A 12,955-nucleotide genomic window follows, 5' to 3' on the forward strand; every position below is an offset into this window, starting at 1 on the left:
ACGCGCGTGTCAGGAAACCGTCAGGCGGGCCATTCCAGGCTGAACCGGCATCCCTGCTGCGAGGAGTGCACCGTCATCCTCCAGCCCAGGTGCTCGACGATGCGCTGCACGATGGACAGCCCCAGTCCCTCGCCATTGTGCAGGCTGCCGGGCACGAAGCGCTGGAACTGCTGTGGGTCGATACTGGAGGGCAGGCCGGGTCCGGTGTCGGCGACGGTGAGTGCGGTGTCGTGGAGGGTGATCCTCACTTCGCCCCTTTCGGTGTACTGGCAGGCGTTGCGCAGCAGGTTCCAGATCACGCTGTGCGCCAGATCTGCGTTGGTGTCCAGCACGGCGTCATGCCGGGCATCAAACGCAACGATCACCGGCTTGCCGGAAATCCACGGTTGGCAGCGCTCCATGCAGGATTCGATCAATGGGCGCAGGGCCACCTTGTTGCGCGGCACGGAGCCGGGGGTACGTGAGAGCAGCAGCAGGCAGGACAGCTGGCGCTGCATCTCCTGGGTAGTGCGCAGGATACGCTCCGCGCTGGGGACCAGGTGGCTGTCGGACGGAAGCTGGCAGGCAAGGGTTTCCGCAGCGCCGCCGATGATGGCCAAGGGCGTGCGCAGCTCATGGCTGGCATCGCCGCTGAAGCATTGCTCGCGATGCAGGAACCGTTCGAGCTCATCACTGTGCCGGGCGAAGGCACGGGCGAGTACACCGATCTCGTCGCGGGCGTCCTGACAGGGAAAGGGCTTCCGCCCGCTCTGCACGGCATCGGCCAACTGCGTGATGGGCGCGATGACGTGCGATGCCACCCTGCGACCGATCAGGAAGGCGCCGAGCACGCAGATCGAAATGACCACCGCGGCAAAGGCATTGATCAGGTGTTCCAGGTAGCCATAGGGTGCAGCGTCCTGCAGCAGGTAGTAGCGCTGGCCGCCACTGTCGAACACACGCAGGTGCCACTCGTCGGGTCCTGCTTCGCCGTGGTAGCCCAGGCCGTACTGGCGCAGCACCATCGGCACGCTATGGCTGTCGTACAGCTGGCTGCCCGGGGGCAGGGCGGGGCGCTCGCCACGGGCCAGCGCTGCCTGCAGCTTGTGCACGGCACTGTCCTGGGTCCGGGCGATGACCGCGGCCCTGACCTGGTCGTAGTCCACCTGTTCGGCCAGGACGATGAAGCCCATCGCGCCGGCCATCAGCAGCACGAACGAAATCGTGATGCGGGTACGCAGGGCCAGGCGGCGGTAGAGAGCGGCAGGGGTCACGCCGGCATGCGCCAGCCGACGCTGTGCACCGTGGCGATCAACGTGGTGTCGAAGCTGCGGTCCACCTGCAGGCGCAGCTCATGGATGTGGGTACGCAGCGCGCCGCTGTCCGGTGGCTCGTCGCCCCAGACCAGGTATTCCATCTCCTGCTTGCGCACCACGGCCGGGGCCGCGCGTACCAGGCACATCAGCAGTTTGTGCGACGTAGGCGTCAGCGCGATGCAGCGCCCCTGTCGCCAGGCCTGCGGCGAGCGCGTATCTACCTGCAAGTCCTTCCACGCCAGTACGCTGTCGACCTGACGGCCCTGGGCGCGTCGCACCAGGGCCTTGATCCGCGCATCCAGTTCCTTCAGCGAGAACGGTTTGACCAGGTAGTCATCGGCGCCGAGAGCGAGGCCCTGCACGCGGTCCTCGACCGGATCGCGCGCGGTCAGCATCAGGATCGGCACCGGGTTCTGGAATTCCCGGCGCAGCTTTCGGCACAGCGTCATGCCATCCAGGCGCGGGAGCATCAGGTCCAGCAGGATGGCGTCGTAGTCGTGCTGCGTGGCCCGGCGCAGGCCGCTGGCACCGTCGCGGGCGTCGTCCAGCACGTAGCCGATAGGCTCAAAGAAAGCGTACAGGTTGGCTACGAGCTCGGGGTTGTCTTCGATGATCAGCAGGCGGGTCATGGCGTGCGTCCTTGCGCGTGGCCGAACTGTGCCCGATCCCTGACTGATTGCCAATGCGCATGCTGAATGGTTCGCGGCCTGGGTTCGGCCGCGTCAAGCGACGTTCAATCGGCCGGCATCTTCGGAAACGAACTGCCAGCCGATATCTTCCGGTCTGTCCGAAAAGAACAGGCTCATGTAGGTCGGCTTGTCCTTGTTGATCAACGAGGTGCGGAACGATTCGACCACCTGTTCGATGGCATTCACATCAGCCGATGATGGGCGCTGGCTTGCATGGGCCGGCAGGCCTGCGGCGAGGCACGCAGCGAGAAGCGCGTTCTGGATTCCGGTGGTTCGCATCGTTCATGACGGCCTTCGTAGGGTGGAAGCGCCGCCGGGGCCACGGCTACAGGGCCCCAGCGCGCTCCGCATTCAACGATGCAGCGCGTCGATGATCAAGCCGGTCGCGATCTCCACCAACAGGTACTCGGTGTCGGACTGGCGCACCCAGCGCTGGCCGCGACCCGGATTGCGCAGGTCATAACGCGCGTAATCGTCCACCCAGTAGCGGCGGTCCACTTCGGCCCAGGGCAGGCGGTCGCCACGACGCCAGGCCTTCTTCTGCCAGCCGGGCGGCGGCGCATCACGGTTGTGCGGGCCGCCGGCATGCGGCGGCGGGCCGTTGCCGCGGGCGTGATGCGGCGGGTCAGCGAAGGCGGGGGCCGCAGCCAACGCGGTGGCGGTGGTCAAAGCGATGGCAAGCAAACGTGTGGTCTTCATGGAAGTGCCTCCGTCATGGCCGCAGCATGCGGCGCCGTGGCGGGAATATAGGGCAGTCAGTGTGAATGAATACGGGTTTGGGCGGCACTTTTCTGAACAGACGGCGCGGCCTGCAGCCGCTGCCAGGCAACGGGTCACTGGACCCCGCCCGGGGCTGAATCTGTTGCAGCCCAGCCTCCACCCAACGACAGGAAAAGATCCATCTGCCGGTCAATGCGCTCCGCGCGCGAGACGGCCAATGCGGACTCCGCATCTGCCAGCGCGGCCTGGGCCGAAAGCAGGTCGAGAAAATCGATCCTGCCGAAACGGTAGAGCTGCTGCGCCTGCCCGGCGGCCCGCGCTGCATCCCCACGCGCCTGCGCCAGGCTGCGCTCGCGTTCAAGTTCCTGCGTGCAGGCAGAAAGCGCGGTCTCGGTCTGGCGCAGTGCCTGCAGCACGACGCCGTCAAAGGACGCGAGCGCGGTATCTGCATTGGCACCTGCCGCTGCGACGCGGGCCTTGGCCACGCGGCGGTTGGGCCAGTGCCATGACAGCGCGGGACCGATGCTCGCACCGAAGCCGTCGGCCGACAGCAGATGCGCCGGTGTGCCGGCCACGCCCGAAGAGGCGCCCAAGGTGATCTGCGGATAGAGACCCGCCGTCTCGACACCGATCATTGCAGTCGCGGCGGCCAGGCTGCGTTCGGCTGCGCGTACGTCGGGGCGCCGCTGGAGCAGCTGCCAACCATCACCGGCCGGCAGCGCCTGCCCCAGCTCCGGGGGGCCTGGGCAGGCTTCGGCCTCCCTGGGATAGTCCGCCGGGAGCCTGCCCATCAATGCGGCCAGTTCGAACAGTGCGGCCTGGCGTTCCGCCAGCAGGTGCGGTATCCCCGCCGCGCTGCGGTTGACGGCGGCACCGGCACGGCTGACATCGAAGTCCGTTCCGCGCCCTCCGGCAGCCAGGCGTCGGGTTGCCTCCAGGGTGGCGCGCTGCACCGCCAGCACCTGCCGGGTTGCAGCGAGCGTGTGATTTCGGGTGCACACCTGGAGATAGGCCCGGGTGACGGCCGCAGCGACGACCACGCGGACCTGGTCCCGCGCCGCAGCGACGGCCTCGGCGTCCGCGTTGGCGGCTTCGATGCCGCGGCGGATACCGCCTGCAAGATCCAGTGGATAGGAGAGGTGAAGGCCCAGCGCGTACGACTGCGGCGCGGCCGACGCTTGGGTGTAGCCACCGGCATGGATGAGCGTGCCCGACGCATCCACGTCGGCCTGTACGGCACCGCGCGCGCGGTACTCCAGCACGGTAGCGCTGGCGCGCCGGAGGTTGGCATCGGCAGCGCGCAGGTCGGTGTTGGCCGCCAGTGCTTCGCGCACGTAGCCGTCAAGCTGGGGGTCGCCATACAGTTCCCACCACCGATCCGGTGGCGCGTCGTGGCTGAACGATGCCTCGCTGCCCGAGACGAACGCCCGGGCCGCCCGGGGGGAGGCTGCGACGGCATTCGCAGGCAGGTGATAGTCGGGGCCGGAGACGCAGGCCGTCATGGGCAGCAGCAGGGCAAGCAGCCCACCGCGTAGTGTTCGCACGCTCACTTGCAGGCTCCCGCTGCCGAGGGTGTGATGGTCACACTCGCAGTGCGACCCACGATCAGGCGGGTATCCGATGGCGCATCATCGATGCGGATGCGTACCGGGATGCGCTGCGCCAGCCTCACCCAGGTGTAAGTTGGCGCCACGGCGGGCAGCAGGTTGTGTGTGCTTGAGCGCTGATCGTCGGCAATGCCGGCGGCGATGGTATCCACGTGCCCGCGGACGTCGTGGTTGTCGCCCATCAGCCGGGCCACGGCGGCATCGCCCTCGGTGATGCAGGCCAGTTTGGTTTCCTCGAAGTAGCCCTCGATGCGCAGGCTGCCGGTGTCGATCAGCGCCAGCGCCTGTGCCCCCGGCTGCAGGTAGTCGCCCGCGTGCAGGTCGAGGTTGGTGATGATGCCATCGGTGGTTGCGCGCACCTCGGTGCGTTGCACGTTGAGCTGGGCAACGCGCTGTTCGGCCCGTGCCTGCGCCAGCGCGGCCAGCTCGGTATCGACCTTGGCGGCGTTGCGTTCGCGGGTTTCCGAAGCGACCAGGTTGCCAAGTGCGTTGTCCCGCGCCGATTCGCGGCGAGCCAGCGCCAGCGTGGCATGCGCGCTCCTGACCGCCGCGTCTGCCTTCTCCAGCGTGGCGGCGAAGCGTGGCTGATCGAGCACCAGCAGCAGCTGGCCGGCACTGACCCGCTGGTTGTCGTGCACGAGCACCTGGGTGACCAGCCCCCCCATGTCTGACGCAACGCGCACCACATCGGCGCGCACCCGTCCATCACGCGTCCACGGGCGTGTTTCGTAGCGATGCCAGATGGCCAGTGCAGCGACGACGGCAATTGCGAACACTACCAGGGTTGCGCTCCAGCGCCCGATGACAGCAAGCAGGTCTTTCATTTCATTTCTCGAGCAGGGGCGAGAGCTGGATCATCAGCTCCGCCAGGATCACGAACAGGGACAGGCCCACCAGTGGCCACGCGGCGAACAACCGGTACAGACCGAGGCTGGCGAGGAAACGTGAGGTCAGTACCGACAGCGCCAACGCGGCGATGGCCACGGCGAGCAGGCCGGGAATGAGCACGCCATCAATGGAAAGATCAGAGAGCATGCGGTCAGTGCCGATGGGTGAGCGGTGAGGCCAGCAGGTCGCGGCGCAACCCGCTGAGCAGGTGCAGCAGATACCCTCGATCGGCCGCGGCGATGGCTGTTGCGGCCTCGCGCATGCAGTCCAACAACTTCAGAAGATGGGCATCGACACTGCGTGGCGCGTGGGCGCGAACCCCGAAATGTGCAGCGATGCGTTCGACCAGCGGCGCATGAAGCGTCCGAACCTGCGGGTTGTGCAGCCGCTTTTCCAGCGCGCGGAGTTGGCTGGATGCACGTGCCGCACGCACGTCCGCAAACAATGCCCGCAGGTCGTGCGCGGCGCTGGAACGGCCCTGCAGCCTGGGAGCGAGCAGCCCGATTCGATCCAGCATGCGGCTGAGCCAGGCGCGGGTCACATCACCTCGTCCGGCGGCGTGTCGTGCGATATCCCGACGGATCGAATGCTCCAACCGTGCGCGGTTGCGGCCCGCGTCGGCGGTCTGGAACAGCTGCATGCTGCACAGTGCCACCGTCGTACCCACGAACAGCGCAACGCTGTTGTTGAGTGCGCCGACGATGTTGACCGAATTGGTCGCGCCCAGGCCTGCGATGATCGGGAAGGTCAGTACCACGCCCAGGGCGGCCATGATGAAGGGCGGCCGGGCCAGGAACGATCCGCACAGCAGCAGCACCGGCGCGAGCGCGGTAATCAGGCCGGTGATATCGGACAACGCGGGGAAGATCAGCAGACCGTAGAGCAGGCCGACGACCACACCGATGCACGATCCCACCAGGTAGCGCATGACATGCGGCGCCGGCGCTTCGATCGTGCCGAACAGCACGCACGCCGTGCCGATGATGGACACCGCCGTGGCGCCCTCCGACCAGCCGGTAGCGATCCATAGAACGCAGCTCAGCAGGATGCCGACGAACGCGCCCAGCGCGCTGCGCAGGGCAAGCCGATGATCCCGGTGAAGTACCGCACCCTGCACATGTCGTGCAAGGCGGGCAGGTACATGCCGGCGCCAGTCGGGCCGGGCAGTGTGCAGCTCCGCTTGCAGTACGCGGCAATCGGCGTGGGCGAGGTCGAGCTCGGTCTGTTGCGCGGCGAGGCCGGCCTGCAGCAGATCGCGCCAGCCCGTTGCATCCATCGCGCCGGCCTGTGGTGAACGCAGCCGGTCGATGGAATCTTCCACCGCGCTGGACAGCATCAGCACGTCCAGCATCCGGTCATGCAGGGCACGCAGGATCTGCACCTGGGCCACGCCGTGGGCGCTGTCGAAGGGCAGGTGGATCGACAGCACATGCAGCTCGAGCAGGTCGGCGGCCACTTTCGAGCGGTCCGTCGCCAGCACCGTGTCCGATGCGCCGGCGCGCATGTCCCGTGTCCATCGTTCCGCGTCATCCAGCACGGCAGCGACCCGTGCGTGCACGCGCATCGAGACCCGGCGCGGCAGCACCAGCGCGTGTATCAGCGTTGCGGCCAGGATGCCGATGGCAATTTCCTGCACCCGCGTGATGGCAATGGTGAACACGTCTCCCGGCACCATCACCGCAGGAAAGCCGATCAGGCTGGTGGTATAGCCGGCCAGCAGGAACGCATAGGCACGCGGCGTGCGGTCGAGCATTGCCAGATACAGGCAAAGCGACATCCAGGTGGCGAGCGCGGCGCTCAGCACCAGGGGTGCATTGGCGAAGCGTGGCACCAGCGCGACGGTGGCGACAGCCCCGCCCACGGTACCGAGCAGGCGAAACAGGCCGCGGCTCAGTGTTGCCCCGGAAAGGGGCTGCGACACCAGATAGACCGTGCCGATCACCCAGAACGGGCGATTCAGGCCGATCCGCAGGGAGACATACAGCCCCAGCGACGCGGCGAGCAGGCATTTGAGCGAGAAGAGCACCGCCTCCTGATCGGTCCTGAGGGCAGGGCTTTTCAACCGGGCGAATGCCTGGAACACGTGGGGACGGGCAGGAGTGGGGGAGTGCATGCGGCTCATGCTAGTGATCGGCCGCACTGGCGAATTTCGCTACAATGACAATCAATCGCTAAAACCGGTCAATGTGAGAATGGCTCGCATTTCGCTCCCCGGCTTTGACCTGGACCCGGACGAGACCGATCGCCCGGCGGTTGCCAGCCGCCTGCAGGTGGCCGAGCACGACGCGGAAATTCCGGTGCATGAGCATCGAAAGGGCCAGCTCATTCTTGCGCTGCATGGGGCGGTGACCTGCGAAGTGGCCAATGCGCTGTGGATCGTGCCGCCCCAGTGTGGCGTCTGGATTCCGGGCGGCATGCCGCACAGCAACCGCGCCACCGCCAACGCGCGCCTGTGCTATCTATTCGTCGAGCCCGGCATCGTCGACCTGCCGGCGCAGTGCGTGACGCTGGCCATCTCGCCGATGCTGCGCGAGATGATCCTGCACCTGGCCGACGCGCCGCTGGACTATCCGCATGGCAGCCACACCGACCGGCTGGCGCGGGTGTTGCTGGACGAGCTGGTACAGATGCCGGCTGAGCATCTGTCGCTGCCGGTCAGCCATCACCCGAAGGTGCGTGTGCTGGCTGCGGCGCTGTCGGCGGATCCGGCAGACCGCAGCACCATCGGCCAGTGGGCCGTGCGCCTGGCCCTGGGCGAGCGCACGTTGACCCGGCTCATCGAACGGGAAACGGGACTGTCTTTCGGGCGCTGGCGGCAGCAACTGCACCTGCTCATCGCCATTCGGGAACTCGCCGCCGGTGCACCCGTACAACGCGTTTCCGAGACGCTGGGCTATGAGTCGGTGACGGCCTTCATCACGATGTTCAAGAAAGCGCTTGGCCTTTCCCCGGCGCGGTACTTTGCGGTGCGCCTGCGTGGGCAGTAGCCGGGAACAGCGGGGGAAGCCGCTGCCTGGAACAGCTACTTCAAAGTGCCTGAGACAGATTGAATCGCGGCCACCACCGCAGCAGGATCCTCGCGCTGGAGGGTGTGGCCGGTTGCCAGGTAGCGGTGCGAGCCGCGCGTGAAGCCCGGGAAGAGCAGGCTATGCCTACAACGGTTTCGGTGATCTGACCGGGCAAGTCAGCCCGGACAGTGGCGCCAGCAGCTTCACCGTGGACGCCGCCGGCAATCGCAAGACGGCTACCGATGCGCTTGGCGTCACCGCCACCTATCACTACGACGCACTCAACCGCCTAATCGGCATCGCCTACCCGGACCCCAATCTGGACGTGGGCTACAGCTATGACGTGGCGCCAGCAGCCTGCGCCGCAGACGAGCGCTTTGCCAAGGGGCGCCTGGGGCAGGTGCTGCACGCCAATGGCAGCACCCAGTACTGCCATGATCGCTTCGGCCAGGTCACCCGCAAGGTACAGACCGTCAACGGCGTTGCCAGCACGCTGCGCTACGCCTATAGCAAGTCGGGCCGCCTGACTGCGTTGACCTACCCCGACGGCAGCGTGGCCGACTACGTCCGCGATACCCAGGGCCGCATCAGCCAGATCGGCCTGACCCGCCCCGGCCAGGCCCGCCAGATCGTGGTGAACAACCTGAGCTACGCGGCTTTCGGCCCGGCGACCGGTTGGGCCTACGGCAACGGCCGCCAGCTGCAGCGTCCGTTGGATCTGGATTATCGCCCGCAGGCGGTGCATGACCCGGCTGCAGGCGGCCTGTCGCTGGGCTATGGCTATGATCCGGTCGGCTCGATCACTGAGCTGAAGAATGGCGCAGGCTCGACGGTGCTGGCCAAGTACGCCTACGACACGCTGGGTCGCCTGACGCAGACCCAGGACGGGACGACAGGCACCCCGATCGAAACCTATGCGTATGACGCCACCGGCAATCGCACCGCGCTGACCACCTCGGCAGGCACCGCCAGCTACACCTATCCCGCAACCAGCCATCGGCTGATTGCGGTGGATGCCGAGGCGCGCAACCATGACGCGGTGGGCAACACCACCAGCATCGGCGGCAAGACGTTCACCTACAACGATGCCAACCGCATGAACGCAGTGAAGCAGGGCGATGCTGTACTGGAAAGCTACGCCTACAACCATCGCGGTGAGCGCGCACTGCGTACCCCGGCCGGTGGCGCAGCGCAGATCACCTTGTACGACGAAGCAGGGCAGTGGCTGGGCAACTACTCGGCCACGGGCCAGGCGCAGCAGCAGGCCATCTGGCTGGACAACTACCCGGTGGCGTTGATCAACATGCCGGCCACCGGCGTGCCGGAACTGGCCTACGTGCAGCCGGATCACCTGGGCACACCGCGCGTGGTGATCGATCCGGTACGGAATGTCGCGATCTGGGAGTGGAGCAACAAGAGCGAGGTGTTCGGCAACCAGATTCCGAGTGCCGATCCAGATGGCGATGGTGTGGTGTTCGAGCTGGCGTTGCGCTTCCCGGGCCAGCAGGCCACGGATGCGAGCGGGTGGTTCTACAACTATAGTGGTTCGATCAAAACACCAAGGGCGACTCCACCGCTGACTCCGCTGCGGATCAGCTGGCAAACCGCCTCGGACGATCATCTGGACAAATGAGCCGTACGCGGAGTTGCTCGCAGATGTGCGGGAGCTATCGACCCGGTGGAAACTTCCCTTGCTGATGACTCGGATGCCTCAGATGTACGCCCCCAAGCTGCTCCCAATCGTGACGCTGTCAATCGCACTTTCTGGTTGCATGGAAGTTGCCAGCACCGAGTATGCAGACCGCAATCAAGCCGTCTCAAGGCAAGCAATCGGTGAATCGAAATGGTTGCCTTCATGGTTGCCTGAGGACGCAGTCAACATACGCGAGTCGCACGACATGGACACAAATGAGTCGTGGCTGGTTTTCCGCCTGACCAGCGGGGCTCTTACTTTGCCCGAAGAATGTAGGCTGGTGAGCAGGCCGGAGATGTCCGACGCGCGAGTCATGCGGAGATTTCCTCAGTTTGCCCGCAACGCGTGGTCGCGAGCGTCAAGCTATGGCGGCAAGTTCTATCTGTGTCCGGAGGGAAATGTTGGCCGCTGGGTCATGCGCGATGAAGAGCTGGGCCTTGTTTACAGCGGAATAAAATTATAGTTGGCTGGGCGGTCTCACCCAGTAAGCGAAATGCGTGAGTGGCACGTGGCGGTCTCCTTTCCCGGTGCCTGATTCGGCACTTTCCGGCCGAGCGTCGTGTGGGTTCGGGTATGTGTCAAATCGACCTTGCCACTGGTCCGTGTTCACGAATGGGAGGGCCGTGTAAGAAGATCGGATGGTCCGGCAAGCTTTAAGCACCCTGGCGTTCGGCAGGAAGATTGCTGGGCCGCGGTGACGACTGTGCGGGAGGACCTATGGGATATCGGCTCCATGCTCTATTGTGGCTGCAGCGCAGGCGGTGGATGGAGGCGAATGGAAATGAAGGAAAGCCTGAGAGAAAGAGAGGCGCTGTCGCCAACTGGCTTCTATGACCGATACTATGCGGACAGTGGCCTGGATCAGGAAACCGTAGTGGAGCTGCTGGAGCATGTTGCAGACGAGCTTCGTTTGCCCTCTGGGAAGCTCCGTCCTGGAGATCGATTTTCGAAGGAACTGTCGCCTGGTGAAGCTCATGGTTGGGACTCGGGGTATGGGGTGTTGATATTCGAGCTCCAATCGCTCGCAAAAGAACGTGGTATTGCAGTCGATCGGCGGGTGGATTCGCTCGACGACTATATTCGTATCATGGCGGGTATCTATTGATGAGATTGATGCGTCCCTGAATGGCTATCGGCGTGAGACGTCGCAGTGCGTACTGAGGATTCGGGGATGCCAAAGGTGAGGTGTGCCGCAGCTGTCATGGCCGGTCTGGTTCTGGCCGGCTGTGCAACATTGGGTGGCGATATGATCGTGCGCGTCTCGGGAAGCGTGCCGCCAGGTCAGGGTGACGTTCGCGCTCTGGATTGTGAGCTGAGCATGCTCGGGGAGGGCGAAGGTGTAGTTTCGTCGAAACCGGTTGGAAGCACATTCTCGGTCCCCATGATGGTCGTTGCAGGGCCGGAACCCCAGAGCTACCAATTCGCCGTTGAATGCAGGGACGGCCGGAGGTTCGCATCCAAGCGGGTGCTGATCAGTAGTCGGCGCTCCTATGCTCGGCATCTCAACCTTGGGGAGCTTCAGGAGTGGTGAGAGAGAGGAAGGGGCGGACGAGGTCGCACCACCGTGGTATGCATCTGGTGGATTCCAGTAGATGAACCAAGATTTCAACTCCCTCGAATGGTGTGACGCCACGTTGCTGGCCATCAACATTGACAGGAGCAAACCTGGCGTATGCGACGAGGTAAGGGTCCACGTGCGCTGGCCGGACGGCCGGCAGGCAACCGTCTACTTCTCGGAAGCCTACGGGTGCTCGGCGCTCATGAACTTCGGCGTACTGGGGGAGGAGGGAATAGAGTTCGCCAGGGTCGATGACGAGGAGCCGGGGCTTGCTCATCTTCTTGATCGTTGGAAGGCGGTCGGCGATCCGTTGTCCGGCCTGAAATGTTTCCGTATCGAGACCACCTCGACCGGAAGCGTAATTCTCATCTACGCCAGGACATGGCGGATCGAGCATCTGCCGATGGCGGGTGCAGTGCCCTGAAGGACATTCCGTGCCCAGATTCCTCACCCCCGACAAGGTCTCCCTCATCCGGCGGAAGGCGCCTGAGAAGACCGAGCGGAGATGTCCTTGGGGTCATGATTTTTGGCCCTGCGGCGACGTTGGCTGCCACACTCTGCAAATTGGGGCCTTGATGATGAGGATCCTGACAGCACTACTTCTGATTGGAGTCGGACTTGGATTCTCTGGCGGCGCATGGGCTGTAGGAAAGCGGCCCTTCAAGATGATCCAGTTCTGCGTGCATGACCAGGAGGGCGTGAATCGGTTCAAGCAGACCCTCAGCTCTATCGCCAAGGACGAAGGAATGCAGTACTTCGATGGCAGCGCTGAATTGGATCGCCAGCTTGCCAGGGCAAAGGTGGACGTGAAGCGCCCTGTCGTCTACGTCGGAGTGAAGCGGGAAGATGGCTCAGGACTGGAGGCGGGGAACCTCGGATTGGATCGTTTCGAGATAGCCATCGGCTTCTCTGAAGGGAAGATGCCCGCCGAGGCACGGTCATTTTCTTTCCGCGTCGAACGCACCTTGGCCGAGCGCTGGAATGTACTCGCGATTCCCTCGGCGAAGGGCGCTACGCCGCTGGCATGTCGGGTGGAAGGCGGTTCTCGCTGAAGGGCGTTGCACATGACATTCACCCTTCGGGCTGCAAGCGCCCCACCGCCTGCGCGCACAACGACTGGCAGGCCATGACCAACCCCTCCATCACCCGGTCGCCCACGTACTGCCCGGGTTCGCCATTCTGCCGGGTGCGCTCCGCCGCCAGCAGCATTTCCAGCACCACCCGCAACCCGCTCAGCGCGCAATCGGCATCGGCGAGGGCCAGGCAGCGACCGGGCAGCTGGTGACGCTCCGGCCAGGGTTGCCCGTCGGCCGCCGCACCGGAGCCGATGCGGTGGAGGTTGGCAATGAAGGTGTTCCTGTCTACTGCGGGCGCAGCTTGTGGCGAACCGTCGTCGCCGGCGGTGCCGCGGTAGGCGTGCAGATGCGGGAAGTCCGATTCATTCATGGCAAGGCTCCGTGCAGGGCAATCGGTAGCCGCCACCCATAAAAGTGGCGG

Annotated in this window: 13 protein-coding genes and 3 pseudogenes; 6 read left to right on the plus strand and 10 right to left on the minus strand. The window is 65.1% G+C overall.

The window, feature by feature from the left end; genetic code table 11:
- Positions 1-20: 20 nt before the first annotated feature.
- The 8 genes and pseudogenes from AC5P9W_RS12970 to AC5P9W_RS13005 form a co-directional block, all read right to left on the minus strand.
- A complete protein-coding gene (locus AC5P9W_RS12970) occupies positions 21-1,253 on the minus strand; it encodes a HAMP domain-containing sensor histidine kinase (protein WP_495219294.1) in 1,233 nt (410 codons plus the stop codon).
- Positions 1,250-1,924: a response regulator transcription factor gene (locus AC5P9W_RS12975; RefSeq protein WP_019659910.1), complete on the minus strand. Its 675-nt coding sequence runs from the start codon at positions 1,922-1,924 to the stop codon at positions 1,250-1,252. Before AC5P9W_RS12975 ends, AC5P9W_RS12970 begins: the two co-directional genes overlap by 4 nt.
- Positions 1,925-2,041: 117 nt before the next feature.
- Positions 2,042-2,263 (minus strand): annotated as a pseudogene (locus AC5P9W_RS12980) (nuclear transport factor 2 family protein); the annotation flags it as partial.
- Positions 2,264-2,335: 72 nt separating this feature from the next.
- On the minus strand, positions 2,336-2,683 hold the full coding sequence (locus tag AC5P9W_RS12985; RefSeq protein ID WP_021204235.1) for an RcnB family protein: 348 nt from the start codon (positions 2,681-2,683) through the stop codon (positions 2,336-2,338).
- Between the two features lie 134 nt (positions 2,684-2,817).
- Entirely contained in the window at positions 2,818-4,254 is a 1,437-nt protein-coding gene (locus tag AC5P9W_RS12990) for an efflux transporter outer membrane subunit (RefSeq protein WP_329866572.1), read from the minus strand.
- Positions 4,251-5,135 (minus strand): HlyD family secretion protein, encoded by an 885-nt coding sequence (locus tag AC5P9W_RS12995; RefSeq protein WP_180876669.1) that lies wholly within the window; start codon positions 5,133-5,135, stop codon positions 4,251-4,253. Before AC5P9W_RS12995 ends, AC5P9W_RS12990 begins: the two co-directional genes overlap by 4 nt.
- 1 nt (position 5,136) lies before the next feature.
- Complete coding sequence (locus tag AC5P9W_RS13000) at positions 5,137-5,346, minus strand: DUF1656 domain-containing protein (RefSeq protein ID WP_180876671.1); 210 nt, start codon at positions 5,344-5,346, stop codon at positions 5,137-5,139.
- 4 nt (positions 5,347-5,350) lie between these two features.
- Positions 5,351-7,321: an FUSC family protein gene (locus AC5P9W_RS13005; RefSeq protein ID WP_329866575.1), complete on the minus strand. Its 1,971-nt coding sequence runs from the start codon at positions 7,319-7,321 to the stop codon at positions 5,351-5,353.
- Positions 7,322-7,391: 70 nt separating this feature from the next.
- On the opposite strand from AC5P9W_RS13005, the gene AC5P9W_RS13010 reads away from it, so the two are divergent.
- Entirely contained in the window at positions 7,392-8,186 is a 795-nt protein-coding gene (locus tag AC5P9W_RS13010; RefSeq protein ID WP_049451571.1) for an AraC family transcriptional regulator, read from the plus strand.
- 35 nt (positions 8,187-8,221) lie between these two features.
- Here the strand turns inward: AC5P9W_RS13010 and AC5P9W_RS13015 are convergent.
- Positions 8,222-8,359, minus strand: a pseudogene (locus AC5P9W_RS13015) (alpha/beta fold hydrolase); the annotation flags it as partial.
- Between AC5P9W_RS13015 and AC5P9W_RS13020 the strand changes: the two are divergent.
- The 5 genes and pseudogenes from AC5P9W_RS13020 to AC5P9W_RS13040 all read left to right on the plus strand — a co-directional run.
- A pseudogene (locus AC5P9W_RS13020) lies at positions 8,347-9,747 on the plus strand (RHS repeat-associated core domain-containing protein); the annotation flags it as partial. The pseudogenes AC5P9W_RS13015 and AC5P9W_RS13020 sit on opposite strands and share 13 nt — an antisense overlap.
- A 175-nt stretch (positions 9,748-9,922) precedes the next feature.
- Positions 9,923-10,363: a YbbD-related protein gene (locus AC5P9W_RS13025; RefSeq protein WP_188250251.1), complete on the plus strand. Its 441-nt coding sequence runs from the start codon at positions 9,923-9,925 to the stop codon at positions 10,361-10,363.
- A 318-nt stretch (positions 10,364-10,681) separates the two neighbouring features.
- Positions 10,682-11,005: a hypothetical protein gene (locus tag AC5P9W_RS13030; protein WP_188250252.1), complete on the plus strand. Its 324-nt coding sequence runs from the start codon at positions 10,682-10,684 to the stop codon at positions 11,003-11,005.
- Positions 11,006-11,492: 487 nt separating this feature from the next.
- Entirely contained in the window at positions 11,493-11,882 is a 390-nt protein-coding gene (locus tag AC5P9W_RS13035) for a hypothetical protein (RefSeq protein ID WP_329859125.1), read from the plus strand.
- A 241-nt stretch (positions 11,883-12,123) separates the two neighbouring features.
- The gene (locus tag AC5P9W_RS13040) at positions 12,124-12,510 is read left to right on the plus strand and encodes a hypothetical protein (RefSeq protein ID WP_188250254.1); all 387 of its coding nucleotides are present in this window, start codon (positions 12,124-12,126) and stop codon (positions 12,508-12,510) included.
- Positions 12,511-12,529: 19 nt separating this feature from the next.
- Here AC5P9W_RS13040 and AC5P9W_RS13045 read toward each other — a convergent pair whose 3' ends face one another.
- The gene (locus tag AC5P9W_RS13045) at positions 12,530-12,904 is read right to left on the minus strand and encodes a hypothetical protein (RefSeq protein ID WP_188250255.1); all 375 of its coding nucleotides are present in this window, start codon (positions 12,902-12,904) and stop codon (positions 12,530-12,532) included.
- Positions 12,905-12,955: the final 51 nt, after the last annotated feature.

This window comes from Stenotrophomonas sp. YJH_SMC_33 (assembly GCF_059372295.1).

What these genes read in the sequence shown, in the direction of transcription:
- AC5P9W_RS12975 (WP_019659910.1), bottom strand. Translation starts at nt 1,924, where the DNA reads ATGACCCGCCTGCTGATCATCGAAGACAACCCCGAGCTCGTAGCCAAC.
- AC5P9W_RS12985 (WP_021204235.1), bottom strand. Translation starts at nt 2,683, where the DNA reads ATGAAGACCACACGTTTGCTTGCCATCGCTTTGACCACCGCCACCGCG.
- AC5P9W_RS12995 (WP_180876669.1), bottom strand. Translation starts at nt 5,135, where the DNA reads ATGAAAGACCTGCTTGCTGTCATCGGGCGCTGGAGCGCAACCCTGGTA.
- AC5P9W_RS13000 (WP_180876671.1), bottom strand. Translation starts at nt 5,346, where the DNA reads ATGCTCTCTGATCTTTCCATTGATGGCGTGCTCATTCCCGGCCTGCTC.
- AC5P9W_RS13005 (WP_329866575.1), bottom strand. Translation starts at nt 7,321, where the DNA reads ATGAGCCGCATGCACTCCCCCACTCCTGCCCGTCCCCACGTGTTCCAG.
- AC5P9W_RS13010 (WP_049451571.1), top strand. Translation starts at nt 7,392, where the DNA reads ATGGCTCGCATTTCGCTCCCCGGCTTTGACCTGGACCCGGACGAGACC.
- AC5P9W_RS13025 (WP_188250251.1), top strand. Translation starts at nt 9,923, where the DNA reads ATGTACGCCCCCAAGCTGCTCCCAATCGTGACGCTGTCAATCGCACTT.
- AC5P9W_RS13030 (WP_188250252.1), top strand. Translation starts at nt 10,682, where the DNA reads ATGAAGGAAAGCCTGAGAGAAAGAGAGGCGCTGTCGCCAACTGGCTTC.
- AC5P9W_RS13035 (WP_329859125.1), top strand. Translation starts at nt 11,493, where the DNA reads ATGAACCAAGATTTCAACTCCCTCGAATGGTGTGACGCCACGTTGCTG.
- AC5P9W_RS13040 (WP_188250254.1), top strand. Translation starts at nt 12,124, where the DNA reads ATGATCCAGTTCTGCGTGCATGACCAGGAGGGCGTGAATCGGTTCAAG.
- AC5P9W_RS13045 (WP_188250255.1), bottom strand. Translation starts at nt 12,904, where the DNA reads ATGAATGAATCGGACTTCCCGCATCTGCACGCCTACCGCGGCACCGCC.